Annotated in this window: 27 protein-coding genes and 1 pseudogene; 13 read left to right on the top strand and 15 right to left on the bottom strand. The window is 72.6% G+C overall.

The genetic code is table 11. The annotated features are described in order from the left end of the window. The first annotated feature begins 8 nt into the window (after positions 1 to 8). A complete protein-coding gene (locus QFZ71_RS13110; RefSeq protein ID WP_373465113.1) occupies positions 9 to 812 on the top strand; it encodes a TetR family transcriptional regulator in 804 nt (267 codons plus the stop codon). A gap of 53 nt (positions 813 to 865) precedes the next feature. Here QFZ71_RS13110 and QFZ71_RS13105 read toward each other — a convergent pair whose 3' ends face one another. Both QFZ71_RS13105 and QFZ71_RS13100 read right to left on the bottom strand, forming a co-directional pair. Beyond that, positions 866 to 1666: an HAD-IA family hydrolase gene (locus QFZ71_RS13105; protein ID WP_373465112.1), complete on the bottom strand. Its 801-nt coding sequence runs from the start codon at positions 1664 to 1666 to the stop codon at positions 866 to 868. A gap of 164 nt (positions 1667 to 1830) precedes the next feature. After that, positions 1831 to 2860 (bottom strand): annotated as a pseudogene (locus tag QFZ71_RS13100) (peptidoglycan-binding protein). A 389-nt stretch (positions 2861 to 3249) separates the two neighbouring features. Between QFZ71_RS13100 and QFZ71_RS13095 the strand changes: the two are divergent. After that, a complete protein-coding gene (locus tag QFZ71_RS13095) occupies positions 3250 to 3582 on the top strand; it encodes a deoxyxylulose-5-phosphate synthase (protein WP_307668412.1) in 333 nt (110 codons plus the stop codon). A 108-nt stretch (positions 3583 to 3690) separates the two neighbouring features. On the opposite strand, the gene QFZ71_RS13090 is transcribed toward QFZ71_RS13095, so the two are convergent. Beyond that, positions 3691 to 4563 carry an alpha/beta fold hydrolase gene (locus tag QFZ71_RS13090; protein ID WP_307668411.1) on the bottom strand — a complete coding sequence of 291 codons (873 nt, stop codon included), beginning with the start codon at positions 4561 to 4563 and terminating at the stop codon, positions 3691 to 3693. 188 nt (positions 4564 to 4751) lie between these two features. Here QFZ71_RS13090 and QFZ71_RS13085 point away from each other — a divergent pair, with 188 nt between their 5' ends. The 3 genes from QFZ71_RS13085 (at position 4752) to QFZ71_RS13075 (ending at position 6408) form a co-directional block, all read left to right on the top strand. Next, positions 4752 to 5201 (top strand): helix-turn-helix domain-containing protein, encoded by a 450-nt coding sequence (locus QFZ71_RS13085; RefSeq protein ID WP_307668410.1) that lies wholly within the window; start codon positions 4752 to 4754, stop codon positions 5199 to 5201. Between the two features lie 36 nt (positions 5202 to 5237). Further along, positions 5238 to 5921, top strand: a complete 684-nt coding sequence (locus tag QFZ71_RS13080) for a hypothetical protein (RefSeq protein WP_307668409.1) — start codon at positions 5238 to 5240, stop codon at positions 5919 to 5921. 151 nt (positions 5922 to 6072) lie between these two features. Beyond that, positions 6073 to 6408 (top strand): DUF2516 family protein, encoded by a 336-nt coding sequence (locus QFZ71_RS13075; protein ID WP_073771075.1) that lies wholly within the window; start codon positions 6073 to 6075, stop codon positions 6406 to 6408. Here QFZ71_RS13075 and QFZ71_RS13070 read toward each other — a convergent pair. From QFZ71_RS13070 to QFZ71_RS13060, 3 genes are all read right to left on the bottom strand, one after another. After that, positions 6390 to 7757, bottom strand: coding sequence for a PP2C family protein-serine/threonine phosphatase (locus QFZ71_RS13070; protein WP_307668408.1), 1368 nt, complete (start codon positions 7755 to 7757; stop codon positions 6390 to 6392). The two genes, QFZ71_RS13075 and QFZ71_RS13070, sit on opposite strands and share 19 nt — an antisense overlap. A 481-nt stretch (positions 7758 to 8238) precedes the next feature. Beyond that, complete coding sequence (locus QFZ71_RS13065; protein WP_307668407.1) at positions 8239 to 9321, bottom strand: C40 family peptidase; 1083 nt, start codon at positions 9319 to 9321, stop codon at positions 8239 to 8241. 556 nt (positions 9322 to 9877) lie between these two features. Then, on the bottom strand, positions 9878 to 10663 hold the full coding sequence (locus QFZ71_RS13060; protein WP_307668406.1) for a class I SAM-dependent methyltransferase: 786 nt from the start codon (positions 10661 to 10663) through the stop codon (positions 9878 to 9880). Between the two features lie 215 nt (positions 10664 to 10878). Here QFZ71_RS13060 and mshA point away from each other — a divergent pair, with 215 nt between their 5' ends. The 3 genes from mshA to QFZ71_RS13045 all read left to right on the top strand — a co-directional run bounded on the left by mshA (position 10879) and on the right by QFZ71_RS13045 (position 13854). Next, positions 10879 to 12231 carry a D-inositol-3-phosphate glycosyltransferase gene (mshA, locus tag QFZ71_RS13055; RefSeq protein ID WP_307671443.1) on the top strand — a complete coding sequence of 451 codons (1353 nt, stop codon included), beginning with the start codon at positions 10879 to 10881 and terminating at the stop codon, positions 12229 to 12231. Between the two features lie 74 nt (positions 12232 to 12305). Continuing rightward, positions 12306 to 12818 carry a YbjN domain-containing protein gene (locus tag QFZ71_RS13050; RefSeq protein WP_307668405.1) on the top strand — a complete coding sequence of 171 codons (513 nt, stop codon included), beginning with the start codon at positions 12306 to 12308 and terminating at the stop codon, positions 12816 to 12818. A gap of 226 nt (positions 12819 to 13044) precedes the next feature. After that, on the top strand, positions 13045 to 13854 hold the full coding sequence (locus QFZ71_RS13045; protein WP_307668404.1) for a hypothetical protein: 810 nt from the start codon (positions 13045 to 13047) through the stop codon (positions 13852 to 13854). Positions 13855 to 13956: 102 nt separating this feature from the next. Here the strand turns inward: QFZ71_RS13045 and QFZ71_RS13040 are convergent, their stop codons facing one another. The 3 genes from QFZ71_RS13040 to QFZ71_RS13030 form a co-directional block, all read right to left on the bottom strand. Beyond that, positions 13957 to 14199, bottom strand: a complete 243-nt coding sequence (locus tag QFZ71_RS13040; protein ID WP_307668403.1) for a hypothetical protein — start codon at positions 14197 to 14199, stop codon at positions 13957 to 13959. Next, the gene (locus QFZ71_RS13035) at positions 14196 to 14444 is read right to left on the bottom strand and encodes a hypothetical protein (protein ID WP_307668402.1); all 249 of its coding nucleotides are present in this window, start codon (positions 14442 to 14444) and stop codon (positions 14196 to 14198) included. The genes QFZ71_RS13040 and QFZ71_RS13035 overlap by 4 nt, the downstream gene beginning before the upstream one ends. 173 nt (positions 14445 to 14617) lie before the next feature. Further along, positions 14618 to 15019, bottom strand: coding sequence for a hypothetical protein (locus QFZ71_RS13030; RefSeq protein WP_307668401.1), 402 nt, complete (start codon positions 15017 to 15019; stop codon positions 14618 to 14620). 245 nt (positions 15020 to 15264) lie between these two features. On the opposite strand from QFZ71_RS13030, the gene QFZ71_RS13025 reads away from it, so the two are divergent. Beyond that, positions 15265 to 16479, top strand: coding sequence for an IS110 family transposase (locus QFZ71_RS13025; protein WP_307668400.1), 1215 nt, complete (start codon positions 15265 to 15267; stop codon positions 16477 to 16479). Positions 16480 to 16523: 44 nt separating this feature from the next. On the opposite strand, the gene QFZ71_RS13020 is transcribed toward QFZ71_RS13025, so the two are convergent. Beyond that, positions 16524 to 16757, bottom strand: a complete 234-nt coding sequence (locus QFZ71_RS13020) for a hypothetical protein (RefSeq protein ID WP_307668399.1) — start codon at positions 16755 to 16757, stop codon at positions 16524 to 16526. 171 nt (positions 16758 to 16928) lie between these two features. Here QFZ71_RS13020 and QFZ71_RS13015 point away from each other — a divergent pair, with 171 nt between their 5' ends. Next, the gene (locus QFZ71_RS13015; RefSeq protein ID WP_307668398.1) at positions 16929 to 17669 is read left to right on the top strand and encodes a class I SAM-dependent methyltransferase; all 741 of its coding nucleotides are present in this window, start codon (positions 16929 to 16931) and stop codon (positions 17667 to 17669) included. A gap of 228 nt (positions 17670 to 17897) precedes the next feature. Here the strand turns inward: QFZ71_RS13015 and QFZ71_RS13010 are convergent, their stop codons facing one another. Continuing rightward, complete coding sequence (locus QFZ71_RS13010; protein WP_307668397.1) at positions 17898 to 18380, bottom strand: ArsI/CadI family heavy metal resistance metalloenzyme; 483 nt, start codon at positions 18378 to 18380, stop codon at positions 17898 to 17900. Positions 18381 to 18459: 79 nt separating this feature from the next. Between QFZ71_RS13010 and QFZ71_RS13005 the strand changes: the two genes are divergently transcribed. Further along, on the top strand, positions 18460 to 18867 hold the full coding sequence (locus QFZ71_RS13005) for a helix-turn-helix transcriptional regulator (protein WP_307668396.1): 408 nt from the start codon (positions 18460 to 18462) through the stop codon (positions 18865 to 18867). A gap of 150 nt (positions 18868 to 19017) precedes the next feature. Here QFZ71_RS13005 and QFZ71_RS13000 read toward each other — a convergent pair whose 3' ends face one another. Continuing rightward, a complete protein-coding gene (locus QFZ71_RS13000; RefSeq protein WP_307668395.1) occupies positions 19018 to 19656 on the bottom strand; it encodes a TetR/AcrR family transcriptional regulator C-terminal domain-containing protein in 639 nt (212 codons plus the stop codon). 209 nt (positions 19657 to 19865) lie between these two features. Between QFZ71_RS13000 and QFZ71_RS12995 the strand changes: the two genes are divergently transcribed. Then, positions 19866 to 21233, top strand: coding sequence for an alpha/beta hydrolase (locus tag QFZ71_RS12995; protein WP_307668394.1), 1368 nt, complete (start codon positions 19866 to 19868; stop codon positions 21231 to 21233). A 304-nt stretch (positions 21234 to 21537) separates the two neighbouring features. Here the strand turns inward: QFZ71_RS12995 and QFZ71_RS12990 are convergent, their stop codons facing one another. Next, entirely contained in the window at positions 21538 to 22299 is a 762-nt protein-coding gene (locus QFZ71_RS12990) for a phosphoglyceromutase (RefSeq protein ID WP_307668393.1), read from the bottom strand. A gap of 326 nt (positions 22300 to 22625) precedes the next feature. On the opposite strand from QFZ71_RS12990, the gene QFZ71_RS12985 reads away from it, so the two are divergent. After that, positions 22626 to 23954 carry an MFS transporter gene (locus QFZ71_RS12985; RefSeq protein WP_307668392.1) on the top strand — a complete coding sequence of 443 codons (1329 nt, stop codon included), beginning with the start codon at positions 22626 to 22628 and terminating at the stop codon, positions 23952 to 23954. A gap of 156 nt (positions 23955 to 24110) precedes the next feature. On the opposite strand, the gene QFZ71_RS12980 is transcribed toward QFZ71_RS12985, so the two are convergent. Continuing rightward, complete coding sequence (locus QFZ71_RS12980; protein WP_167405183.1) at positions 24111 to 24260, bottom strand: hypothetical protein; 150 nt, start codon at positions 24258 to 24260, stop codon at positions 24111 to 24113. Between the two features lie 300 nt (positions 24261 to 24560). Further along, positions 24561 to 25238, bottom strand: a complete 678-nt coding sequence (gene phoU, locus QFZ71_RS12975; protein ID WP_307668391.1) for a phosphate signaling complex protein PhoU — start codon at positions 25236 to 25238, stop codon at positions 24561 to 24563. Positions 25239 to 25246 lie beyond the last annotated feature (8 nt).

The following is a 25246-nucleotide window of genomic DNA, read 5'->3' as shown; positions in this document are numbered from 1 at the left end:
TACTCTTCGTGGTCATGAACGGAGAGAACGCCGGAAGCGGGAGCGGGGGCGGAACCGGAACCGGAATCGGGGCCGGGAGCGACGATGGCGCCGCCGTCCGGGCTCCCGGCGCTCGGGCCGCCGGTCGGCATGCATCCGGTCAGCAGGATTCCGGCGGGCACGGTTTCGGTCGTGCGCGGGAGCGGTCCCCCGGACCGCTCGGACTGCGGGAGCGCAAGAAGCGGCTGACGTACCAGGCGGTCTCCGACGCCGCCATCGCGCTGTTCCTGGAACGCGGCTTCGACAAGGTGTCCGTGGCGGAGGTGGCCGCCGCGGCGGACATCTCCAAGCCGACGCTGTTCCGGTACTTCCCCGCCAAGGAGGACCTGGTCCTGCACCGGTTCGCCGACCACGAGGACGAGTCCGCCCGGGTGGTCGCCGCACGGACCGCCGGGGAGAGCCCGCTGGACGCCCTGCACCGCCACTTCCTCGACGGCCTGGACCGCCGCGACCCGGTGACCGGCCTCTGCGATGCCCCCGAAGTGCTGGCGTTTCTCCGGCTGTTGTACGGAACACCCGCTCTGGTCGCCCGGATGTACGCCTACCAGGGGCGCTCCGAGACGGCCCTGGCCGGGGCCCTCGGCGGCGGACTGCCCGAACGGCTCGCGGCCGGGCAGATCGTCGCGGCCCTGCGCATCCTGGCCCTGGAGAACTGGCGGCGGATCGACGCGGGGGAGAGCGCGGACCAGGTCCACGCGGGCGCGGTACGGGCGGCGGACGAGGCGTTCGTCCAACTGCGGACGGGGCTGGAGCCCGCGCCACGACACGGTTGAGCCGCAGGCCGCAGGCCGCAGGCCGAGGGCCGGGGAGTCGGGGCCCGCGGGGCTCAGCCCGCCCGGCCGGTGCGCGGGGGCGCCGCCTCCGCGCACGGGCCCAACGCCCGCCGGAGGTCCGCCGGTTCGCGGTGGAGTACGCCGGTCATGCCCAGGGCGACCGCCGCGTCGACGTTCTCCTGCCGGTCGTCCACGAACAGGCAACGGTCCAGCGGTACGCCCGCCCGGTCGGCCGCGATGCGGTAGATGGCCGGGTCGGGCTTGGCCACCTGCTCCACGGCGCTGCTCACCACCGCGTCGGCCAGATCGTCCAGGCCCAACAGGGCGAGGTCGTCGTCCAGTCGCAGGGTCGCATTGGTGACGAGAACCAGGGGCACATGGGTCCTGGCCCGGCGCAGCAGCGCCACCACCTCCCCGTCCGCCCGGAACGGCGCGTCCGCGAGGGCCCGGCCCAGTTCGCGCGCCCGGTCCTCACCCACCCGGCCCGCGAGCGCCGCGGTGATGGACTCCACCCAGGCGTCCGGGGTGATCCGGCCCAGCAGCAGGGGGAGATCGACCTCGGGCGCGTACGCGATGTCCTCCGTGGTGCCCACCGGCAGTCCGGCGGCCCGCTCCAGGGCGGCCAGCGGGGCGGTGTCGTAGAAGCGGACGACGTTGTCGAGATCGCAGAGCACGGCGTCGAAGGCGCGGCCGGTGCGTCCGGAAGCGGTCCCGGACGCGGTTCCGGAACCGGAGGCGGAACCGGAGGCGGGTGCGGAGACGGGCGCGGCAGTGGCGGCGGGGGTGGCATGCGGGGCGGTGGTGGCCGGGGTGTGGTGGGCGTCGCCGGCGGCGCGGCCCGTACGCGTACTCATGGCTGAACTCCTGCGGTGGCCGGCGCGTGGAGCCGGTGCCGGTGGTGCGGGGGACGTGGTCGACCATAAAGGGCCGCCGGACCGTTCATGGCCGACCACTGCCGCCCTGCCGGGCGGCCCGCGAGGCGTCACGCGTCACCGTGGGCCCCACACCTGTCGGCGGTTCAGCCGGTCAGCGCCCGCCAGGTCACCGGTCCCGCCTCGCCGTCGACCGCCAGGCGGTTGACGCTCTGGTAGGCGCGTACGGCGGTCGTGGTGACGGAGCCGAACCCGCCGTCGACCGCCAGAGCGGCCCCGCGCTTGTTCAGCGCGGCCTGGAGCGCCCGGACGTGGGAGCCGCTGCCGCCCCTGGCGCAGCGTGTACACCAGCTTCGGCCAGGTGGCCGGGCCGACCTGGCCGTCGGCCGTCAGCCCCTTGGAGCGCTGGAACCGCTTCACGGCGTCGACGGAGACGGAACCGTACGCACCGTCGACGGCCAGCCCGTAACCGCGCCGGTTCATCAGGTGCTGGATCACGACCACCGTCGCGCCCTTCGCGCCCGGATCGATCCGCGACCAGCCGCCGGCCAGGTCCACGCCCCGCGCGGCCAGGAAGGAGACCGGGTTGGCCGTGGAGCCGAGGCCCCCGGTGTGGGTCTCGAAGTGGAGGTGGGGGCCGGTGACGTTGCCGGTGGCCCCCATGTCGGCGATGCGCTGACCGGCCCTGACCGTGGCGTTCAGCCCGACGCGGTAGGCGCTGAGGTGCCCGTAGTAGGTGTACTGGCCGCCGCCGTGCGCGATCACGAGGGCGTTGCCGGTCCGGCCGGGAAGCCCGCCTCCCCACGACCGCCGGATGACGGTACCGGCGGCGGCCGCGTAGACCGCGGTGCCGGTGGAGTTGCTGACGTCCTGCCCGGCGTGGGACGCGCCGCCACGGGGTGCGCCGTAGTGACCTCCGGCCGGGAACCGTCCCAGGGCCGGGCAGGCCCATGCCCCGTTCCTGGCCGCCATCACCGCCGCCGCGGCCTCCGCCCCCTCCGTGGTCTGCGTTCCCGCCGCCGCGGAGGTTCCGGCCGACAGGTTCACGGTGAGCGCGGCGAGGCCGAGACCGGTCAGCAGTCCGCGACGGGACAGGCTCGGGAACGGGCGGAGCGGGCCCGCTGCGTCATCGGGCAGGTCGTTCGGGGCGGCGGTGGTCGCACAGGATCGGCACATGGTGACTCCCTCGAAGCGTTCGGGCGCGTGGGCAGGCCGGCGAGTTGGCGAGTTGGCGATGCTGCGATGCGGCGAGTCGGGTACGGAGGGTCTACCCGCATAGACGCTAGGTGTGGCAGGCGGGTCTGTCAGGGGCCCGCAGACCCACGACGGGCCCAGCCGGGGCCCGGGGGAGGGCCCAACGGGGACCGGTGTGCCGCACGACGAGGGCGGTCGCCGGTGCGCCCGGACGGCGGGGCGGTATGGGTGTGCCGTACGACGAGGGCGGTGGCCGGTGTGCCGTAGGACGAGGGCGGTGATCGGTGTGCCGTAGGACGGGGGGCGGTGATCGGGGCGCGGCGGGCGAAATCCGGTGGGGCCGGCCCCGGACCGCCGCCTACGATCGCCGGATGCCGCCCTCGAAGACCTCGTACGTCTGTCTGCCCTGCCGGGCCTCGTACAAGCAGTCCTACGACCGCTCGCGGCGCGAGCGGGTCTGTCCGCGCTGCACGGGGGCGCTGACCCACGTGGGATCGGCGTTCGCCGCGCCGCCGCGTCGTGACCGGGCGGCCTGGCGGACGCTCTCGGTCCTGCTGAACGCGGGCATCCGCTTCCATCAGGGCTGCTGCGGCGGTCAGGGCTACCGCCCCCGCACGCTGTCCGAGGTACGCGAGCGCATGGCGTACGCGGAGCGGGCGGGAGTGCCGTACGCGCGGGCCCTGGTACTCCCCGAAGTGCCGTGACGCTTCGGCGGGTTGAGCGGCCCGTCGTTCAGCCCGGCCCGCCGGTCGCACCTCCGCCCGGCCGCCGCGCAGGTGCGCACCGGGCCGGGCGGGACAGAGGCGCGGCCGTCAGGAGGCTGCAGGGCCCGCGGGGTCCGCGAGGCCGGCCAGTAGTTCCGCGGCGGGCTTCGGGTGGACGAGCCAGCGCAGGTGGCTGCCGTCGAGGGTGTGCACGTCGAAGGGGTTGTCGGGCGTGAGCGCGTCGGCTTCCCGGATCATGCGGTCCTGCACGGCGGGCGGCAGGCTGGCGTCGGCGGCGAGGCGCACATAGGTCCGGGGCACCGTGCCCCAGGTCGCGGCCTGCGCCCGGTCGGTGGACGTACCGGCGTCGAGGTTCTCGTCGGGCTGGAAGGTGTTGAGGAAGGCGCGGAACTCGTCGTCGGTGAGGTCGGCGGCGAACGCCTGCCGGAAGGCGGCGAGCGCCGTCGCGCCGGCGGTACGGAAGTTGACCCGCAGGAGACCGAGTTCGCCGGGGTTCCCGAGGAGCGCGGTGGCGAAGGCGCCCGCGTCGACGTCCGCCATCTCCGGCTCGGCGTAGTAGCCGGCCACGTCCAGCTCGACGGGACACCAGGCGGAGACGTACACGATCCGGTCGATCAGGTCGGGCCGCGCGTTGGCGACGGCGGTGGCGGTGACACCGCCCCGGCTGTGGGCGACCAGGACGGTGGGCCCGTGCCGCTTCGCCCTCTCCAGGGTCTCGATCACTCGGGCGACGTTGTCCGCGAGCGTGACCCCCTTGATGCCCCCCGGTTCCGCGGCGAGGGCGGCGAGGTCCTGAGGGGTCTGGTACGCGACGGGGAAGGTGGCCGCGAAGCCGTGGCCGGGAAGGTCGACCGCGGCCGATCGATGCCCGAGCAGGGCGAGTTCGGCCTGTAGTGGCGCGAACGAGAAGGAGTTCGCGAAGGCTCCGTGGACAAGGACGAAAGTCGGCGGTTTCTGCATGCCTCACCCTCCAACAGAACGATCATCGGAACAAGGGGCCGGGGTCCGGGAGGGTTCGACCGCGCGCCCTCGTCCGCGACGTGCGGAGTCGATCACGGTGCACCTCACCCCCGCCGCGCGACGTGGTGCGCAACACTTTTGCAAGCGCCTGCTTGCAATTGTTAGCAAGAGTGGTGCACCATCGGGTCATGGCATCACTCAACGTCGGCAATCTCGGGGAGTACCTGCGGGAGCAGCGTCGCGCGGCGCAGCTCTCGTTGCGGCAGCTCGCCGATGCCACCGGGGTGTCGAACCCGTATCTCAGCCAGATCGAGCGCGGTCTGCGCAAGCCCAGCGCGGACGTGCTCCAGCAGGTCGCCAAGGCGCTGCGGATCTCGGCCGAGACCCTGTACGTACGTGCGGGGATTCTGGACGAGCGGGAGCGGGAGGAGCTGGAGACGCGGGCGGTCATCCTGGCCGATCCGTCGATCAACGAGCGGCAGAAGAGCGTTCTGCTGCAGATCTACGACTCCTTCCGCCGCGAGAACGGGTACGCCCCGGGGCCCGACGAGCAGGCCGGCCCCGACGGGGACGCCGGGCCCGACACGGGCGCCACGCCCGGTGCGGACGCCAAGGAAGACCACGACCCTCACAGCTGACAGCAGCTGGTTCGATGATCCGGGAGGACCACAGTCATGGCCATCACCGATGACCTGCGCAAGACCCTCACCGACCCCACCCCCCTCTACTTCGCCGCCGGTACGGCCGACCTGGCCGTGCAGCAGGCGCTCAAGATCCCGGCGCTGATCGAGCAGCTGCGGGCCGAGGCGCCCGAGCGGATCGACGCCGTGCGCAACACCGACCCCAAGGTCGTGCAGGAGAAGGTGGCCACCCAGGCCAAGGAGGCCCAGGCCACCGTGCAGGCGAAGGTCACCGAGGTGTTCGGCTCGTTCGACGCCGCCGACCTGAAGAAGCTGGGCGAGAGCGCCCAGGACCTGGCGCTGCGCAGCGTGGGCGTGGCCGCCGAGTACGCGATCAAGGCCCGCGAGACGTACGAGAAGGTCGCCGAGCACGGCGAGCAGACCGTGCGCACCTGGCGCGGTGAGACGGCCGACGAGATCGTCGAGATCGCCGCCGTCATCGAGGCCGACCCGAAGAGCGAGCCGAAGACGTCCCCGAAGGCGGCCCCCGGGGGTGCGGCCGGGACCGCTCCCACGGCCGGCGGCTCCACCAGGCCCGCGACCGCGAAGCCCGCTGCGGCGAAGGCCGCTCCCGCCGCCCCGGCGAAGGCCGCCGAAGCCAAGGCCGCACCCGCGAAGAAGGCCCCCGCGCCGCGCAAGCCCGCGGCCAGGAAGACCACGCCGCCCGCCGGCGCGTGACCCCTACGGGGTCCATCAGGGTTCTGCGCGGGGCGCGGTACGCGTGACCGGGACGCGGGGCGGGCACCATGTCGGGTGGCCGGTTCGTTGTCCCGGTACCTTGGCCCTCTCGGCCGCAGGGCGCTCCTCGACTCACTAGGCGGTACACACCATGTTGCTCTCAGCGTTCGGCTCGCTCCTCCAGCTGCTCTATCTGGCGATGCTGGTGCTGGCCGTGGTCGCGTTCGTCTTCGCGGCGACCGCGCGTGAGGACGCCTACCGGGCCGCCGACAAGAAGCAGAAGTCCTTCTGGCTGGTGATCCTGGGCGTCGCCGTCGCCGTGAACCTGCTCATCCCGATGCTCTTCCTCCAGCTCGCGGGCGTGGTCGCGTCGATCGTGTTCATGGTCGACGTGCGTCCCGCGCTCAAGGCGGTCTCGGGCGGCGGCGGCCGCAGGGGCGGCTCCAGCAGCGACGGCCCGTACGGGCCCTACAACGGCGGGCGCTGAGCCCCCGCCGCCCTCGCGGGCGGCGACGACGGCGGCCGGTCGACGGACGCGGGGTGGGAGCGCGGTGCGCTGCCACCCCATTGTCGTATCCGCTCCGGATCGCGGCCCAGCAGCAGGACGGCCACGTCGTCGGTCAGCTCGCCGCCGTTCAGCTCCCGCACCTCGGCGACCGCCGCCTCCAGCAGCTCCTCGCCCGCCAGCCCCTGTTCCAGCCGGCTGTTGACCATCGCGGCCATGCCGTCCTGGCCCAGCCGTTCGCTGCCGCCGGTCCCCACCCGCCCCTCGATGAGCCCGTCCGTGTACAGCATCAGGCTCCAGGCGCCGCCCAGCTCGACCTGGCGGCGCGGCCAGCGGGCCCGCGGCAGGAGCCCCAGGGCCGGGCCGCCGTCCTCGTACGGGAGCAGCCGTGCGGGCTGTCCGTGGCGGGCCAGCAGCGGCGCCGGGTGCCCGGCGAGGTAGAGCCCCGCCCGCCGCCCGTCCGCCGCGATGTCCACCGTGCAGAGCGTCGCGAAGATCTCCTCGCTCTGCCGCTCGTGCTCCAGCACCTGCTGGAGCGTGGCGAGCAGATCGTCCCCGCACAGCCCCGCCAGGGTCAGCGCACGCCAGGCGATCCGCAGCTCGACCCCGAGCGCGGCCTCGTCCGGGCCGTGGCCGCAGACGTCGCCGATCATCGCGTGCACCGTGCCGTCGGGGGTGCGGACGACGTCGTAGAAGTCGCCGCCGAGGAGGGCACGGCTGCGGCCGGGACGGTAGCGGGCGGCGAAGCTCAGGCCGGAGCCGTCCAGCAGCGGGGTGGGGAGCAGGCCGCGCTCCAGGCGGGCGTTCTCCTGGGCGCGCAGCCGGGACTCGGTGAGCTGGTGCTGGGCGGTGTCGGCCCGCTTGCGCTCCACGGCGTACCGGATGGCGCGGCTCAGGACGCGCGCGTCCAGCTCGCTCCGGAAGAGGTAGTCCTGCGCCCCGACGCGTACGGCCTCGGCCGCCAGTTCCGTGTCGTCCTGCGCGGTCAGCGCGAGGACCGCGTGCAGCGGGGCGAGGCGGAGCACATGGGTGAGAGCCGCCAGCTCGTCGGCCCGCGCGGAGGCGTGCTCCTCCTCCGGACCGGTCCCGGTGCCGGTGACCGGCAGGGCGAGGTCCAGCAGGATGCAGTCGACGTCGTCGGTGAGCAGCCGCGCGGCCTCGGTGAGGTTGCGTGCGGTTCGGACCCGGACGCGGGTCCCGGCCGCCGCCGAGAGCTCGGGGACGGTGATGGTGGTGCCCGCCGGGTCGTCCTCGATCACCAGCAGGGTGAGGTCGCCGTGCGAGGTCGCCGCAGCGGGAACGGATCGCTGCTGCGATACGGGTACGGGCATCGGTTCGGGTTTCCTTCCCTCCCCCCGAGGGCGCGACGGGTCGCCGATCGACGGTCCGCCAGTCGGGGACGATAGCGGTCCGTGGCGGGGGAACGGAATGGCGCAGGAGAACCGGCCCCTGTCATATGCGCCGTCATAAGCCGCGTCCCGGCACGGATCCGGCGCGCTGGGCCGCCGTCGTGGCGAGGAAGGGCGCATGACAAACATCACGCGTCCGGGACCGGCCGCGTGGCCCCGCTCACAGGAAGCGCACCCCACGCTCGCACGGGCCCGTTCACGCAGAGCGAGCGCCCCCCGCCCGCAGGGCACCCCCGCCCGCAGGACACCCCGCCCGCATCGCAGAGATGGCCGAGCTTCCCGCAGGGCTCCCTCGCCCGATCACCCGCGGGCGCGAGCTTCCCGCAGGGCTCCGCAGCCCGATCACCCGGGCGCGCGAGCTGCCCGCAGGGCTCCCTCGCCCGCCACCCCGCTGCCGGGCGGGCTACTTGTCCGGGCGGACCACGCCGAGGATCTTCATCGAGCCCGCGCCCGCCAGGGTCACATCGCGGCCGGGGCGAGGGGCGTGGACGATCGTGCCGTCGCCCACGTACATCCCGACATGGCTGGCGTCGGCGTGGTAGATGATCAGGTCGCCGGGGCGCATGTCCTGGATGTCGATGCGGGGCAGCAGCCGCCACTGCTCCTGCGAGGTGCGCGGGATCGGGCGCTTCGCCGCCAGCCACGCCTGCGAGGTCAGCCCGGAGCAGTCGTACGAACCGGGGCCCTCGGCCCCCCAGACGTACGGCTTGCCGATCTGCGCCGTGGCGAAGGCCACCGCCACCGCCCCGGCCGCGCTCGCCTCGCCGCTGACGTCCCTGATCGCACCGGAGGAGAGCCACGCCGTCTGCGCCTCCGCGGCGGCGGCCGCCTCCAGCCGGCGGAGCCGTTCGCGCTCCTCCTTCTCCAGCCGCGACTCGAGCTTCTCCGCCGCCTTGATCCGGGCGTTGATCTTCTTCTTGGCCTTGGCCTGCTTGACCCGGTCGGTCTCCAGCTTCTCCCAGTGGGCGCTGGCGTCCTGGGTGTACGTCTCCAGGTCCTGCTGCGTCTGCTTCAGTTCGGCCAGCAGCGACTTGGACGCCTGCTGGCTCTGGCGGACCTGGTTGATCCCGTCCAGGAAGAGCTTCGGGTCGTTGCTGAGCGCCAGCTGGGCACCGGGCGGCAGACCGCCGTTGCGGTACTGCTCGCGGGCCTGGGCGCCGGCCCGGTCCTTGAGCGCGGCGATCCGCGCCTGACCGTCGGCGATCGCCCTGGCCAGCTTCACGATCTCGCCGGACTGCTTCTTCGCCTGTTCCTCGGCGAGGTTGTACGCGTCCGTCGCCGCGCCCGCCTTCCGGTACAGCGTCTCGATCTGCTCGCGGACCGTCTCCAGCTCCGCGTTGGTGTAGCGGGGCGGCGGCCCGGCGGGGGAGGAAGCGGTGGGCGCGGGGTCCGGAACCGGGGCGGCCGCGGCCTGGCCGGTGGACGTCAGCAGGGCCAGTGCACAGACCAGCGTGATGGCGGCAGTGGCGCAGTGGCGTCGGTTCACGAACTCCCCCTCCGGGTGGTCACTCCGGGCCCGCCTCGGGACGAAGGCGGCACAGACGATGTACGCCAGGTAAGCGACATCAATGAGGTAAGCGATGGATGCGGCGAATACGGGGCGTATGCGAGAAAAGCAATAGACGGCGGGTAAGGTATTTCTGACTTACCGTCAGTAACTTTCTCGCAACGTCGAGATCGTGCCATGTCGTCCGCCAAAGCAACAGGGCCCGACGGCACCTGGCGCATCACATACCGCCCCCATGCGGCCACTTCGCCATGATTCCCCCCGACGCGCGGCGCTCCGTTCCGCGCCGCCCCCGCTCGTCCCCGCCGGTCGCACGACCGTCCCGTCCCCGTTCCCACCCACAGGGACGAACGATGCCCCCGAGGCGTTCCCGGAGTGAAGAGGTTCCGTCCTTCCGGGCGACCGTCCGGAAGGACGGCCGCCGGGCCGCGGGGGTCATGGGCCGCCCGGCTGCGGGGGCAGGGGTCACCCGGCCGCGGTCGGCAGGGGCGGTTGGGGGCGTGGGGGTCAGGGGTGGAGGGGGTCGCCGCGGGGGTCAGGGGTGGCGGGGGCGCAGGGCGTCCCACTCCACCGTGACCTCTCCCTGCCGCCACCGCCGCACCCCGTCCGTCACCGGCCAGTCGGCCGCCACCGCGCGTACCGCGGTGATCCAGCGCTGCCGCGCGCCGAGCGAGGCGTACGGGGAGGCCGCCGCCCAGGCCCGGTCGAAGTCCCGCAGGAACGCGTGGACCGGCTCGCCCGGCACATTGCGGTGGATCAGCGCCTTCGGCAGCCGTTCCGCCAGGTCGGACGGGCGCTCCAGCGAACCGAGCCGGGCCGCGAAGGTGACCGTGCGTGGCCCCCGGGGCCCCAGCGCCACCCAGACGTGCCGCCGCCCGATCTCGTCACAGGTCCCCTCCACCAGCAGCCCGTCCGGGGCGAGGCGGGCGCACAGCCGCGCCCAGACCTCGGCGACCTGGTCCTCGTCGTACTGGCGCAGCACGTTGGCCGCCCGGATCAGCAGCGGACGGACGTCCAGCGGGATCTCGAAACCGCCGTGGACGAAGGTGAGCCCTTCGCGCTCGTACGGCCGCGCGGCGGCGACCCGCTCCGGGTCGATCTCGATCCCCGCCACTCGGGCGCGCGGCTCGGCGGCACGCAGCCGGTCCAACAGCTCCACGGCGGTCCAGGGGGCCGCCCCGTACCCGAGATCGACGGCCACCGGCGTCCCGGCGCGGCGCAGGGCGGGGCCGTGGGCGTCGGCGATCCAGCGGTCCATGCGGCGCAGCCGGTTCGGGTTGGTGGTCCCGCGGGTGGCGGTGCCGATGGGGCGCTGGCGCATGGGTCGAGCGTATGCGACCTGGCCGGACCCGGCGGGCGGCGGCCCTGGCGGGTGCCTGTCGAGCGCCACCCCCACCGCGCGCCGCGCCGCACGGCGCGTAATGATTTGGCAAAACGGAAATGAAAGGCGTCGTTCCGCTGTTCCCGCCCTCGGAGGACGCCCGCGCCCTCTTCCGCAGCCTGCCCAGCCCGCCCCGATCGAGGAGGACCGACGAGGTGAGCCAGTACGTCTCCCGGCTCGGCTCCACCCGGACGGCCGCGCGTCTGAGGTTCCCCGGAGGATTCTCCGGGGCGTCCCGCAAGCCGCGCCGCATCGCGATGCTCTCCGTGCACACGTCCCCCCTCCACCAGCCCGGTACGGGCGACGCGGGCGGAATGAACGTCTACATCGTCGAGCTGGCCAGACGCCTCGCCGCGATCGACATCGAGGTCGAGATATTCACCCGCGCCACCACCGGCTCGCTGGCCCCGGCGGTGGACCTGGCCCCCGGCGTCCTGGTCCGGCACGTGGACGCGGGGCCGTACGAAGGTCTCGCCAAGGAGGACCTGCCCGCCCAGCTCTGCGCCTTCACGCACGGCGTGATGCAGGCATGGGCCGGTCAGCGCCCCGGCTACTACGACCTCGTCCACTCCCACTACTGGCTCTCCGGCCAGGTCGGCTGGCTCGCCGCCCAGCGCTGGGGCGTCCCGCTCGTCCACGCCATGCACACCATGGCCAAGGTCAAGAACGCCGCCCTGGCCGAGGGGGACACCCCCGAACCGGCCGCCCGCGTCATCGGTGAGACCCAGATCGTGAACGCCTCCGACCGGCTGATCGCCAACACCGCCGAGGAGGCCGACGAACTCGTCCGCTTCTACGACGCGGACCCCGCCGCCGTCGCCGTCGTCCACCCCGGCGTCAACCTGGACCGCTTCCGCCCGGCGGACGGCCGCGCCGCCGCACGGGCCCGGCTGGGGCTGCCGCAGGACGCCCTGATCCCGCTCTTCGCCGGCCGCATCCAGCCGCTGAAGGCTCCTGACGTGCTGCTGCGCGCGGTGGCCGTGCTGCTGGACCGGGACCCGGCCCTGCGCTCCCGCATCGTCGTGCCGGTGGTCGGCGGCCCGAGCGGCAGCGGGCTCGCGAAGCCCGAGGGCCTGCAGAAGCTGGCCGCCCGCCTCGGCATCGCCGACGTCGTACGGTTCCACCCGCCGGTGGGGCAGGACCAACTGGCCGACTGGTTCCGGGCGGCGTCGGTGCTGGTCATGCCGTCGTACAGCGAGTCCTTCGGGCTGGTCGCCATAGAGGCCCAGGCGGCCGGGACCCCGGTCGTCGCCGCCGCCGTGGGCGGGCTTCCGGTGGCTGTGCGCGACGGGGCCAGCGGCTTCCTGGTGCGGGGGCACGACCCGGAGGCGTACGCCCGCGCGCTCGGGCGGTTCGCGGAAGCGCCGGAGCTGGTCGGGAGAATGGGGGCGGCCGCGGCCGCCCACGCCCGGTCGTTCGGCTGGGACACCGCCGCCTCCGCCACCGCCGACGTGTACACGGCCGCGCTCTGCGACCACCGCCGCCGGGCCCGTACCCACCACGGCTGAGGCCGCTCCTGCCGCCCACGGCCGGGGCCGAGGCCGCTCCTGCCGCCCGCCCCGCGCTGTCGTAGGCTCGCGGCATGGCTGACGCACCGGACGAAACCACAGCGGCCCAGGTCATCGAGGCGACGCTGAACGACGCCGGGCTCACATGGGAGAGCCCGAAGCGCGGGAACTACGTCGTGACGCTGCCCGGCACCCGCAAGCTGTCGACGACCTGCTCGCTGATCGTCGGCAAGCACTCCCTCTCCCTCAACGCGTTCGTCGTGCGGCACCCCGACGAGAACGACGCCGAGGTGCACCGCTGGCTCCTGGAACGCAACCTCCGCCTGTTCGGAGTGAGTTACGCGATCGACTCGCTCGGCGACGTCTATCTGGTCGGCAAGCTCCCGCTGTCGGTGGTCACCCCCGAGGAGTTGGACCGGCTGCTCGGCGTGGTGCTCGAAGCGGCGGACGGGGCGTTCAACACCCTGCTGGAGCTGGGGTTCGCCGGCTCGATCCGCAAGGAGTACGCCTGGCGGGTGGCGCGTGGCGAGTCCACCCGGAACCTGGACGCGTTCCGGCACCTGACCGAGCGCCCGGCCGAGGGCTGACCCCGCCGACCGTATGCGGTCCGGCCCATGGGGTCGGAGGGCTGTTCCGCACCGTGCGTTCACAGGATGATCACATCAGAATCACGATGTCCGGGGGGCCCTGCGGGGCCGGTTATCGCTCACGGGTTCGATCGTAGAGTGTGGACCACTGCGACGGCCCGTCCAGACGGCGTCGAAGTGCCGCACGGTGGAAGGGCGGTTGCCCTCGAAACCGGAGAGATGAACCATGCGCGCCACCGCCGTACGCCGTACCGCCCTCGCCGCCTCCGCGGCCGCCCTCACCCTGCTGGCCACGGCCTGCAGCGGGTCGTCGGACACCGACGGCAAGGCCGGAAAGAACGACAGGGCCGGTGCGGCCGGGTCCTCCTCGGCCCCGAAGGCCCCGGCCGAGGCGCTCAGCGCCGATGAGTTGGAGAAGGCCGCCCTCGCCCAGGGGGACGTGAAGGGCACCAAGATCACCAAGGCCGGTGCGGCCGACGAGGTCCCGGCGGACGGTGTCACCGTCGACAAGAAGGAATGCCTGCCGGTCGCCCACGCCATGTACGGCGTGGCGCAGGAAGGTTCGGCCGCGAGCGCGAAGCGCAAGGTGATCGACGAGCCGAAGGCCGACGGCAAGAAGAAGTCGCTGGAGGAACTGGCGGAGGGCGGCGCCGAGGACGCGTTCAAGGACGCGTTCGACCTGACGTCCACGTTCGTCGCGCTGCACTCCTACGAGGGGACTGCGGGCGCCGACGCGTTCGGCGCGCTGAAGAAGGCGGCGGCGGACTGCGCGGGCGGCTTCACCGCCACGGTCGCCGGTACACCGACGGAGGTCGTCTCGGTCGCCGAGGAGAAGGTCACCGGCGGCGACGAGTCCGCGGCGTGGACCGTCACGTCCGAGGACGACGGCGAGAAGGCCCCGTTCAAGCTGGTGGCGCTGCGCAAGGGGAACACGGTCGCCACGTTCTTCGCCTTCAACCTGGCGGCGGCCGGCGGCGACGTGACGTTCGAGGTGCCGGCGGAGGTCGTGGCGGCGCAGGACAAGAAGCTCGCCTGACCCGGCACAGGGACGCGTGCCCCCGGCCGGAACGGTTTCCGGGCCGGGGGACACACGTGCGGGCCGGGGGGTCGAGGGGCGCGGGCTCCGGTGGCGGGTCGGTCAGGGCAGGGGCACGAGCCGGACCACGGTGACGGTCAGGACGGACCGGGAGACGTAGTAGAGGACGATGGCCCCGGCGACGGTCGCCTCGCGCCGGTCCTGCTCGCGCTTGACGGCGGAGGAGGCGTGGCCGTACGGCTCCTCGCCGAGCGTGCGGGCCATCGCGTCCCGGAACGTCTCGCCGTCGCGCATCTTGGCCAGGGTGTCGTCGGCGGGCGGTGCGTAGGAGATACGGAAACTCAAGCGACGCTCCGCCTCTCGGCCTCGTCCCGCGCCAGCCGGTCGAGGATCTTCTCGGCCTCGGGGTCGGGGACGGCCTCCAGCATCCAGTGCCGCATCACGGCCTGGATCTCGTGCACACCGGCCTCGTTGATGGCGAGGTCGAACTCCTCGCGTCTCTCGTCGGGCAGCGCGGCCCGGATGTCCGGGATGCTGTTGGGCACCTCGACCTCGGTACCGCCGACGAAGGTCTTCAGAGACTCACCCATGGTCGTTCTCCCCGCTCTCCTCGCCCTGGAAGATGGTGCGTCGGCCGCGCGCGCCCCGCGGCACCGACGGGACCGCCACGCGTGCGGTGGCGGTATGACGGCATGGGCTCACCGTAGTGCGTACGAGGGAGACTTCGGCCGGTTCGACCGGGCACGGATCGGCCACGGATCAGCTACGACACGCCCGGCCCCACCCCGAGCTTCTCCGTGACACGGTCGCGCAGCAGCTCGTACTCCGCCCGCAGCCGCTTCCACTCGGCGGCGGGCGGCCGGACGATGACGTCACCGCCGACGACGGTCTCCTCGGGCCCGAACTGCTCGCGGGTCAGGTCGATCTCCACGCCCCTGCCCAGGCGGTTCCACCAGTGGAAATCGGTGCGCACCCCGTCGACGTGGACCTCGCCCCGGATCAACTCCCCGCCGAGCAGGTCGTTGAGCACCATGGCGGTCACCCCGCACTGGTCCCGCGCCGGATGGTCCGGACTCCAGCGGTCCCGGTACTCCGGGGTGCAGGTCTCGGCGCTCCAACTGCTGCGTACGGCCTGCTCGATGTCGGTGAGGAGATGGATCGTCATGGCGTCATCGTGGCAGGGGGCACCGACATTGATGCTGATACTCGGGTTCCGGCGGTCGTGACTCGGGCACTGACTGACGCCCTGCTGGGCTGTCTTCGCGCTGTTCTGTCCGGCTGCCGGAGCTCGTTCTCATGGCTCCGGCCGGGCGGAACATGACCTGATAGGAGCTTGGTCAGAAGCCCCTTCAATGTCCTGTCTGCGCCACCCGGCCGGCGCCCACCTTCGGCTGGGAAGGCAGTATCAGCATGGCATCAGAGGTTGCGGCGGACACCGTGGACCAGGATGTGTTCGGTGGGGTCGATTCCCACGCTGACACCGTCCACGTCGCTGTGATCAGCGAAAACGGCGGTCATCTCGCGGATGCGGAGTTCTCCACCACCGCCGCTGGATACGCGGCAGCCCTGGCCTTCCTGGCCGCGCACGGGCGTGTGGTCTCGATCGGGGTGGAAGGCACCTCGTCCTACGGGGCCGGTTTCACGCGGACCGCCCGCTCCCACGGGCACCAGGTTGTCGAGGTCAACCGCCCCGACAAGGCCGAACGGCGCCGCACCGGCAAGTCCGACCCGATCGACGCCTACGCCGCCGCCCGCGCCGCCCTGTCCGGCAGAGCCTCCAGTTCCCCCAAGGACGACACGGTCGCCGGGATACGTGCCCTGCACAACGCAGCCCGCTCCGCCGTCAAGGCCCGCACCGCCGCGCTCAATCAGATCGGCAACGTCCTCATCACTGCCCCGGAAGCCATCCGCGCGAAGTACGGGCAGCTCAAGGGCACCGATCGCACCGAGGCCCTGGCCCGGCTGCGGCCGGCCGGTGACGCCCTCCACATCGCCGTGCTGACCGCGTTGAAGAGCCTCGCCCGCCGGGTCAAGGAGCTCACCGCCGAGCACGAAACACTGACGCGGGCCCTGGATGCCGAGGTCACCACCCACAACCCGGGCCTGCGGGCCGCCTACGGTGTCGGCCCCGACACCGCCGCACGACTGCTGATCACCGCGGGCGGCAACCCCGAACGGATGCGGACCGAGGCGTCCTTCGCAGCGCTGTGCGGGGCTGCCCCGGTCCCTGCTTCCAGCGGCAGAACCAACCGGCACCGACTCTCCCGGGGCGGCGACCGAGCGGCCAACGCAGCCCTCTACCGCATCGCCCTGGTCCGCATGTCCGGCGACGCCCGGACCCGCGCCTACGTTGCGCGACAGACCGCTGCCGGAAGGACGAAGAAGGAAATCATCCGGATGCTGAAACGGGCCATCGCCCGGGAGATGTTCCGCTGCCTCACCAGCACGGTCACCATCCCGGGCATAGCCGATCTGCGGCCCATGCGGCAGGCCAGGAACGTCACCCTCACCGCCGTCGCCCAGCACTTCGGAGTCTGGCCAACCACTATCTCCAGACTTGAACGAGGACTCAGCAGGGACGACGACCTCGCCCACTCCTACCGCGACTGGCTTCAAGCCGCTTGACAGCAATAGGAGCATCAGTGCGGTGCCGGTGGCGGGTCTCCGCATCAGTTGTCGACCGCTGAGGCGGCCGAACCCGGTGGCCCACCGGCGGCGGTACGTCGGTCGCGCCGCCGCCTGGCCAGGACGAGGGCGAGGTTCACGGCAGTGCCGACCGCGCAGATGCCCGCCCACACCCGTGCGTGGCGCGCGTTTCCCGTACTCGCCGCCGCCCAGAACGCCACGACCGTCAGGAATGCCAGGTACGCGGGTGTGTCGAGGTACGACCGTTTCTCGGCCACCGCCCACCCCCCTCCCCGCCCCGCCTCGCTCGTCCCGCTGTCCGAGCCGATGGTCGCATGTGCCCCGCGATCGACGGCGACGGTCACGTACGGCAGGGGAGCGCGGGGCCCCGAACGCCCTCCCCGTAATCGCGTCGACAGAGCCCCGGCCACGCGGCAGAGTGGTCGCCCGTGACGAGCAGCGAACTGTGGACCCGAGAGACCGCCGACCGCTACGACGCCGAGGAGGCCGATAACTCCTCACCCGCCGTCCTCGACCCCACCCTCGACTTCCTCGCCCGGCTCGCCGGGGACGGCCGGGCCCTGGAGTTCGCCGTCGGAACCGGCCGCGTGGGCGTGCCGCTCCGGGAGCGCGGCGTACCGGTGACGGGCATCGAACTGTCCGAGCCGATGGCGGACGTGCTCCGCACCAAGGCCGACGAGGAGACCCTCCCGGTGGTGATCGGAGACATGGCCACCACGGCCGTCCCCGGTGACTTCACCCTCGTCTACCTCGTCTACAACACCATCTCCAACCTGCTCACCCAGGATGAACAGGTCGCCTGCTTCGAGAACGCGGCCCGCCACCTGGCCCCCGGCGGCCGTTTCGTCATCGAACTCACCGTGCCCCCGCTGAGGTTCCTGCCGCCCGGCCAGGTCGCGGTCCCGTTCGACGTCTCCGACCGGCACCTGGGCTTCGACACCTTCGAGCTGGTCCGACAGCACCTGGTATCGCACCACTTCACCCGCGACGAGGACGGCCGCTACCGCCGTGGCACATCGCGCCACCGCTACGCCTGGCCGGCGGAGCTGGACCTGATGGCCCGTATCGCCGGCCTCGACCTGGAGGAGCGTGTGGGGGACTGGGACGGCTCGCCGTTCACGGACGACTCGGCCAAGCACATCTCGGTCTGGCGCAAGCCGGTGGTGTGAGGGCGACAGCCCGGTCTCCGTCGGCCCGCGGCGGCCTACGCGCTGATGGGCACCTCCCGCGCCCGGCCGCGCGCCTGGGCCCGCAACTCCTTCAGGCGGCTCTGGAACGCGGTGTGGCGGTTCTGGTCGAGGTCGAGCGGGAGGCCGAGCCGGGAGAGGGGCTGCGACTCCAGGTCCCACGGTTCGGGCCCGCTCGATCCAGCACACCCGTGTGCGGTTCCGCGGTGATCAACCGCAGCCGCACGAAGTCCCGGTGGCGGGAGCCTCGTTCGCCGGGACCTCCGCGGCACAGCAGCCGTCGCCGCCGTCGCCGCTTCCGGCCAGGGCGCTCTTGCCGAGGGTGTCGGCGTCGGCCTTGACCACGTACACCTCCCAGGGCTCCCGGCCGGGGCCGTGGACCCAGACCTTGTCCTGGAGGGCGTAACAACAGGACGTGTCGTTCTCCTCGAACGTCGCCAGTCCGGCGTCCTTGAGGCGGCCGGTGGCCGCCGTCACCTGGTCGGTGGACTCCACCTCGACGCCGAGGTGGTCGAGCCGGGTCTCCTGCCCCGGCTCGCCCTCGATGAGGACCAGCTTGAGCGGGGGCTCCGTGAGGGCGAAGTTGGCGTACCCCTCGCGCCGCTTGGCCGGTTCGGTGCCGAACAGCTTCGAGTAGAAGGTGATCGACGCCTCCAGGTCGCTGACACGCAGGGCGAGCTGAGCGCGAGACATGGTGGTACTCCCCTTCGCTTGTATTGATGTCCGTCGATGCCATACTGCGCGCTGAATCGACGAATGTCAACATAGAGGGATGTCGAAACAAGGGCTTGCGGCGCTGGGGCGACCCGGCGAGGCCGACGCGTGCTGCCCGCGGCTGCTGACCACCCCGTTGGACGATGGACAGGCCGTCGAACTGGCGAAGGTCTTCAAGGCGCTCGGGGATCCGGTGCGCCTGCGGCTGCTGTCCATGATCGCCTCGCGCGCGGGCGGCGAGGTCTGCGTATGCGACCTGACCCCGGCGTTCGACCTGTCGCAGCCGACGATCTCGCACCACCTCGAGCTGCTGCGGCAGGCCGGTCTGATCGACGGCGAGCGGCGCGGCACGTGGGTCCATTACCGGCTGCTGCCGGAGGCGACCGATCGCCTGGCGGACATCCTGACCCGCCCCGGCGACACCGCGCCGGCCGCTTCCCCGGCGGCGCCGGACGACGCCTCGTGAGCGCCGGCGCACCGGAACGGGGCGTGGCCGGGCGGCCGGCGTTCCCGGGCCGCTACCCGGTCGTGTGGACTCTCGCCGTGATGGCCGCGGGCCTCGGGCGGCCCGTCGGGGGGCTCCCGCCGGACGGGCTCGCCCCGGGTCCGGCGGGCCTCACCCCTCCGCACCCCCGCGTACGACGTCGAGCCCCGTCACGAGAACCCGGACCCCGTGCTCGAAGCGGCGGTCGAAGTCACCCAGGAGGACCGTTCCGGCCTTCCGGGTGAGCGGGTGGCTCTCGGGGTCGATCCGTTCCGCCCGGGTCTCGGGGGCGTATCGCGGGTCCCGGTCGCCGGAGGCCGGGTGTACGGCCTGCTCCTCGATCGTGAAGCCGACGACGTAGGCGTAGAGGATCCCCCAGGCCCGAGCGGCCTCGTCGGTGGCGAACCCGGCGTCGGCCAGGGTGCGCAGCGGGACCTCCAGCATGGTCAGGGCGGAGTCGTCGGTCAGGTGTCTGCCGCTGAGGACCCGGGCCCCGTCGCGGTAGCGCAGCAGCGTCCCGCGCAGCGCGCCCGCCACTGCGGTCAGCCACTCCCGCCAGTCGCCGGCCGGAGTGGCCGGCCACGCGAACTCGCGGACCATCGCGGTGGCCATCTCGTCGAGAAGCGCCTGCTTGCTGCTGACGTGCCAGTACAGCGTCGGCGTACGCACGCCCAGCTCGTCGGCGATCCGTTTCAGGGTCAGCCCCTCCAGACCCGTCTCATCGAGGAGGGAGAGCGCGACCTGGACTACTTGTTTCCGGTTGACGGCCATGACCTCAGCACTCTAACTTCATTAGAGGGCCTCTAACGAGGTTAGAGAGCCTCTGGCGGACGCTTCTCCCCAGCGGGGGCAACCCCTAGGATCCCCCGTCCCCGCGCTGAGGGCCGCCCTGCCCGTAGCCACGAGGATCCGCGTCCTCGTCCCGCCCGAACCGGCCCGGATGAACTCGGCAGCGCAGCCGTCCACTCAAGGGAGCCCAGATGAAGCGACGAAGTCTCGTGAAAGCCGCCACCTCCCTCGCAGCCGTCACCGCGAGCGGCGGCTGCGGCGTCGGCCGGAGCCCGGCGGTGCCGGCCGCACCCCGCCCCGGACGGCACACCGGGACCCTGAAGAACGGTGCCACCTGGGTCGCCGACGTGCCGCGGAGGTGGAACGGCACCCTCGTCGTCTACAGCCACGGATACCGGCCGCCGGCCTTCTTCGACACCAACGAGGCGCAGAACGCGCCGAGCCCCGAAGTGCTCAAGGCGCTGCTGGACCGCGGCTACGCGCTCGCCGGGTCCTCGTACTCCCGCCTCGGCTGGGTCATGGACACTGCTGTGCGCGACCAACTCGCCATGATGGCCGCCGTCGAGGAGCTCATCGGCCCCCCACGGGTCCGCATCGCGTTCGGCACCTCGATGGGCGGGATCGTCACCTCCCGCCTGGTCGCGCGCGGCGGATTCGACGGCGCGCTCACCGCGTGCGGCGCGCTGGCCGGCGGCGTCGGCATCGTCGACAACCAACTCCACGGCGACAGCGCCCTGCGCGAACTGCTGATCGAGGGCGAGGACCGGCCCCGGATCGTCGGGTTCACGGAACTCGAGGAGGCGAAAGCCGCGGCCGAGACGTACACGGAGGCGGCCGTGTCCGCGCTGGACAACCCCACCGGCCTCGCTCGCTTCGCCCTCGCCGCCGCGCTCTACCACCTGCCGACCTGGACCGACCGCCCCGACCCGAAGCCCGATCACCTCGCGCAGACCCACAGGCAGGCGAAGTACGTGCGCGAGGGCCTGCTGACGCAGTTCTTCGCCTCCCGCGTGGACATGGAGGAGCAGGCCGGCGGGATCGTCGCCCGCAATGCCGGTACCGACTACGCCCGGCTCCTCGCGGGCCTGGACGGACGGCACCGGGTACGCGCGCTGTACCGGTCCGCAGGGCTCGACCTGGACTCCGACCTCGGCCGTCTGAGTGCCGCCGCCACCGTGTCCGGTGACGCCTCCGCCCGGAGCCGGCTGCAACGGACCTCCGACGTCATCGCCGAACTCCCGGTTCCTCACCTGAGTGTGCATGTTGTCGCGGACGAGGCGATCCCGGCCGAGCACGAGCACGCCTACGCCACCCGCATACGCGCCGCCGGGCGGGGAAAACTGCTGCGGCAGGCGTACGTGGGCCGGGCCGGGCACACCGAGTTCACGCCGGCCGAACTCGTCGCCGCCGTACTGGCGCTCGCCCGGCGCATCGACCGGGGGAAGTGGGCCGGACTGGCCACTGTCCGGGCCCTCCAGCGGTCGGCGTCCGCACTCGGCCTCGGCAGCGCGAACTTCACCGAGTACCGGCCGGGCCGGTTCGGCTACCCGGTGGGGTGACAGGGTTGGGTCGAGTTCCCTGCGGGTCGGGGGTGTTGATCACGAACCCCCGCGCCTGCGCCGCTACCGGCCCCGATCGCCGACCACCCACACATCCACGGAACGTGACGGAGCCCCCCCCGGACGGCCGGTGAAGGCGTACGCCCACCTCATGCCGAGCGGCCGGGACCGGACCCGGAAGGCGCTCGGGCAGCCACTCCGGCCGCCGCAGGATTCGCCGCGTGGAGGTCCCGCAGTGGGCCCAGATGGTGAAAATGCCCCCGCCCCGCGCCGTATGCGCAGGTCGGGGGCATGATCAGGGAACCTACTTCTTCTTGCCCTGGTTCTTCACGGCCTCGATGGCGGCCTTCGCCGCGTCCGGGTCGAGGTACGTGCCGCCCGGCTTCAGCGGCTTGAAGTCGGCGTCCAGCTCGTAGGAGAGCGGGATGCCGGTGGGGATGTTGAGGCCCGCGATGTCCTCGTCCGAGATGCCGTCCAGGTGCTTCACCAGGGCGCGGAGGCTGTTGCCGTGGGCGGCGACCAGGACCGTGCGGCCGGTGAGGAGGTCCGGGACGATGTTGTCGAACCAGTACGGGAGCATGCGGACGACGACGTCCTTCAGGCACTCCGTGTCCGGGCGCAGCTCCGGCGGGAGGGTCGCGTAGCGCGGGTCGTCGAACTGGCTGTACTCGGCGTCGCGGGCCAGCGGCGGCGGCGGGGTGTCGTACGAGCGGCGCCACAGCATGAACTGCTCCTCGCCGAACTCGGCGAGCGTCTGCGCCTTGTCCTTGCCCTGGAGCGCGCCGTAGTGGCGCTCGTTCAGGCGCCAGGAGCGGCGGACCGGAATCCAGAGGCGGTCGGCGGACTCCAGGGCGAGCTGCGCGGTGCGGACCGCGCGGCGCTGGAGGGAGGTGTGCAGGACGTCGGGGAGCAGACCGGCGTCCTTGAGCAGCTCACCGCCCCGGACCGCTTCCTTCTCGCCCTTCTCGGTGAGGTTGACGTCCACCCAACCGGTGAACAGGTTCTTCGCGTTCCATTCGCTCTCGCCGTGGCGGAGGAGGATCAGCTTGTACGGTGTGTCGGCCATGAGTCCGAGCGTAATCGAACCCGTGCGACCTCCGCGCGCCCGCCCGGAACGCGGACGGGGGCGGGGATACGCCCCGGTCAGGAGTGTCCGGCGGGCGAGTCCGGGGCGGCGCGGCGGTGCTCCGGGGAGGGCTCGGGCTGCGGTCGATTGACGGTACGCGTCAATCCGGTGGCGATCGAGGAGCTGGGCTTCGTAATGTCTCTTACTGCGCCAGGGGTGTTACCCGAGACCCGTCCGTCCCCGCAGTCCCGTAGCCGCGGTCCCGTATCCGCAGTCACGTCACCGCAGTCCCGCATCCGTCCGTACGTCCCGTGGGGGGAATCCTTATGTCCGTCGCCGGTCTGAGAAGAGCCGCCCGCGAGACCGTCTCCGGGATGCCCCGCGAGTTCTGGTGGCTGTGGACCAGCACCCTGATCAACCGCCTGGGAGCGTTCGTCGCTACCTTCATGGCCCTCTACCTGACCCTGGACCGCGGCTACTCCGCCTCGTATGCCGGGCTCGTCGCCGCGCTCCACGGCCTCGGCGGGGTCATCTCCTCGCTCGGCGCGGGCGTCATGACCGACCGGCTCGGGCGGCGGCCCACCATGCTGATCGCGCAGACGTCGACGGCCGTGTCGGTGGCGGTGCTCGGGTTCATGCAGCACCCGTTCGCCATCGCCGCCGTCGCGTTCTTCGTCGGGATGGCGAGCAACGCCTCGCGCCCCGCCGTCCAGGCGATGATGGCGGACATCGTGCCCCCGAAGGACCGCGTCCGGGCCTTCTCGCTCAACTACTGGGCCATCAACCTCGGGTTCGCGATCTCCTCCGCCGGAGCCGGGTTCATCGCCGAGTACAGCTACCTCGCCGGCTTCCTGGGCGAGGCCCTGATGACGCTCGTCTGCGCCGTCCTCGTCTTCGTGAAGGTGCCGGAGTCGCGGCCCGAGGAAGCGGTCGTGAAGTCCGTCGGAGGCAAGCGCCCCCAGGACGAGGTGCGGCTGACGACCGTCCTGCGCGACGGACGCTTCATGGGCGTGGTGGGGCTCTCGTTCCTGGTGTCGCTGATCTTCCAGCAGGGGTACGTGGCGCTGCCGGTGGCCATGGGCGCGGACGGGCTCTCCAGCTCGGACTTCGGTACCGCCATCGCCGTCAACGGTGTGCTGATCGTGGTCCTCCAGATCCCCGTCACCCGCTTCATCCAGGACCGCGACCCGCGCAGGCTGCTGATCGTCTCCTCGCTGCTCGCCGGGTACGGCTTCGGGCTGACCGCCTTCGCCGGTTCGGTCGCCGTGTACGCCCTCACCGTGTGTGTCTGGACCCTGGCCGAGATCGTGAACGCGCCGACCCAGACCGGGCTGGTCGTGCAGCTGTCGCCCGCGCGGGGCCGGGGGCGCTACCAGGGCATGTACACGATGTCCTGGTCGGTGGCCGCGCTCGTCGCACCGCTGATGTCCGGCTTCGTCATCGACCACTACGGCGCCGCCTGGCTCTGGGGCGCCTGCGCCGTGATCGGCACCGTCGCCGGCCTCGGCTACTGGCTGCTGATGCGCAACCTGCCGCGCGAGGAGCAGGCCGCGGTGGACGCCCTGCCGGAGCCCGCGCCGGTACCGGCCGAGGCGCGCCCCGACCAGGCCGAGCCGCAGGCCGCTCCCGCGGCGTCGGTGGAACGGGCCGGCTGAGCCCGACCGCCCGACCGCCCGACCGGCACCCCTGGCCTGCCCGACGCCCCCGACCGCTCAGCACCCCCAGCCCCGCGCTCCCCGCCCCCGCGTACGGCGACGGCGCCCGTCCGGATCTCTCCGGGCGGGCGCCGTCCGTTGCCTACGCGGTGCGGGTCAGCCGCAGCAGCCGCCGCACTGGCACGGGGCACCGGACTGGCAGCCGCACCCGCAGCCCGAGCCGCAGCCGCAGGCGCCGAGCACGGTCAGGTGCACCACTTCGGTCGGGGTCTCCTGCTGGGGTTCGGTCATGGGGGAATCGGCCATGGTCCCTCCTCGGGGGCGTACGGCTGGGGCGGCCGTCGGCATGGAGCGCCGCCCCCGCCCCATTGCATGCCCATCCCGGCGGGCGCATCAACGGCGCACACGCGCAGGAACGTATGTGCGACGCGCGTACGCCGGTGATGCGCCGGGGGTACGGGGTGGGGTGGGCGGTGCGACCAGCGGTACGCGGTACGGCGTCGGAGGCCCGGCTCCCGGCCGTACGCCCCGTCGTTCTCCCGGTGACCCCCGTACCGGCCCCTGCGCCCCGACGCCCTCCCGGCGTCCGACGCCCCGCGAACCGCCCTACGCCCCCTCGACCGGCGCCGTCGCCTGGAGCTCGTCCGCGTGCTCGCCCGTCACCAGGTAGACCACGCGCTTGGCCACCGACACCGCGTGGTCCGCGAAGCGCTCGTAGTAGCGGCCCAGCAGCGTCACGTCGACCGCCGTCTCGATGCCGTGCTTCCAGCGGTCGTCCATCAGGTGCTGGAACAGCGTGCGGTGCAGCTGGTCCATCTCGTCGTCGTCCTGCTCCAGCTGGAGGGCCAGATCGACGTCCTTGGTGATGATGACCTCGGCCGCCTTCGCCATCAGGCGCTGGGCGAGCTGGCCCATCTCCAGGATGGTGGCGTGCAGGTCGTGCGGGACCGCCGACTGCGGGAAGCGCAGCCGGGCCAGCTTCGCCACGTGCTGGGCCAGGTCGCCCGAGCGCTCCAGGTCGGCGCTCATCCGCAGCGAGGTCACCACGATGCGCAGGTCGGTCGCCACCGGCTGCTGGCGGGCCAGGAGCGCGATGGCGCGGGCCTCCAGGTCGTGCTGGAGGTCATCGACCTTCTGGTCGCCGGCGATCACGTTCTCCGCCAGCGTCAGGTCGGCGTCGAGCATGGACGTGGTCGCCCGGCCGATCGCCGAGCCGACCAGCCGGGCCATCTCGACCAGGCCCTCTCCGATCGAATCGAGTTCCTCGTGGTAAGCGTCGCGCATGGGAAGTC

The sequence above is a fragment of the Streptomyces sp. V2I9 genome (genome assembly GCF_030817475.1).
In the GTDB taxonomy this organism is placed as follows: domain Bacteria; phylum Actinomycetota; class Actinomycetes; order Streptomycetales; family Streptomycetaceae; genus Streptomyces.
This window is presented reverse-complemented; position numbering and strand designations above follow the sequence as displayed.

Excerpts from the sequence above, each read along its gene's own strand:
- QFZ71_RS13105 (WP_373465112.1), bottom strand. The coding sequence starts at position 1,666 with ATGAGTACGCGTACGGGCCGCGCCGCCGGCGACGCCCACCACACCCCG.
- QFZ71_RS13095 (WP_307668412.1), top strand. The coding sequence starts at position 3,250 with ATGCCGCCCTCGAAGACCTCGTACGTCTGTCTGCCCTGCCGGGCCTCG.
- QFZ71_RS13090 (WP_307668411.1), bottom strand. The coding sequence starts at position 4,563 with ATGCAGAAACCGCCGACTTTCGTCCTTGTCCACGGAGCCTTCGCGAAC.
- QFZ71_RS13085 (WP_307668410.1), top strand. The coding sequence starts at position 4,752 with ATGGCATCACTCAACGTCGGCAATCTCGGGGAGTACCTGCGGGAGCAG.
- QFZ71_RS13080 (WP_307668409.1), top strand. The coding sequence starts at position 5,238 with ATGGCCATCACCGATGACCTGCGCAAGACCCTCACCGACCCCACCCCC.
- QFZ71_RS13075 (WP_073771075.1), top strand. The coding sequence starts at position 6,073 with ATGTTGCTCTCAGCGTTCGGCTCGCTCCTCCAGCTGCTCTATCTGGCG.
- QFZ71_RS13070 (WP_307668408.1), bottom strand. The coding sequence starts at position 7,757 with ATGCCCGTACCCGTATCGCAGCAGCGATCCGTTCCCGCTGCGGCGACC.
- QFZ71_RS13060 (WP_307668406.1), bottom strand. The coding sequence starts at position 10,663 with ATGCGCCAGCGCCCCATCGGCACCGCCACCCGCGGGACCACCAACCCG.
- QFZ71_RS13050 (WP_307668405.1), top strand. The coding sequence starts at position 12,306 with ATGGCTGACGCACCGGACGAAACCACAGCGGCCCAGGTCATCGAGGCG.
- QFZ71_RS13045 (WP_307668404.1), top strand. The coding sequence starts at position 13,045 with ATGCGCGCCACCGCCGTACGCCGTACCGCCCTCGCCGCCTCCGCGGCC.
- QFZ71_RS13035 (WP_307668402.1), bottom strand. The coding sequence starts at position 14,444 with ATGGGTGAGTCTCTGAAGACCTTCGTCGGCGGTACCGAGGTCGAGGTG.
- QFZ71_RS13030 (WP_307668401.1), bottom strand. The coding sequence starts at position 15,019 with ATGACGATCCATCTCCTCACCGACATCGAGCAGGCCGTACGCAGCAGT.
- QFZ71_RS13025 (WP_307668400.1), top strand. The coding sequence starts at position 15,265 with ATGGCATCAGAGGTTGCGGCGGACACCGTGGACCAGGATGTGTTCGGT.
- QFZ71_RS13010 (WP_307668397.1), bottom strand. The coding sequence starts at position 18,380 with ATGTCTCGCGCTCAGCTCGCCCTGCGTGTCAGCGACCTGGAGGCGTCG.
- QFZ71_RS13005 (WP_307668396.1), top strand. The coding sequence starts at position 18,460 with ATGTCGAAACAAGGGCTTGCGGCGCTGGGGCGACCCGGCGAGGCCGAC.
- QFZ71_RS13000 (WP_307668395.1), bottom strand. The coding sequence starts at position 19,656 with ATGGCCGTCAACCGGAAACAAGTAGTCCAGGTCGCGCTCTCCCTCCTC.
- QFZ71_RS12995 (WP_307668394.1), top strand. The coding sequence starts at position 19,866 with ATGAAGCGACGAAGTCTCGTGAAAGCCGCCACCTCCCTCGCAGCCGTC.
- QFZ71_RS12990 (WP_307668393.1), bottom strand. The coding sequence starts at position 22,299 with ATGGCCGACACACCGTACAAGCTGATCCTCCTCCGCCACGGCGAGAGC.
- QFZ71_RS12985 (WP_307668392.1), top strand. The coding sequence starts at position 22,626 with ATGTCCGTCGCCGGTCTGAGAAGAGCCGCCCGCGAGACCGTCTCCGGG.
- QFZ71_RS12980 (WP_167405183.1), bottom strand. The coding sequence starts at position 24,260 with ATGGCCGATTCCCCCATGACCGAACCCCAGCAGGAGACCCCGACCGAA.
- phoU (WP_307668391.1), bottom strand. The coding sequence starts at position 25,238 with ATGCGCGACGCTTACCACGAGGAACTCGATTCGATCGGAGAGGGCCTG.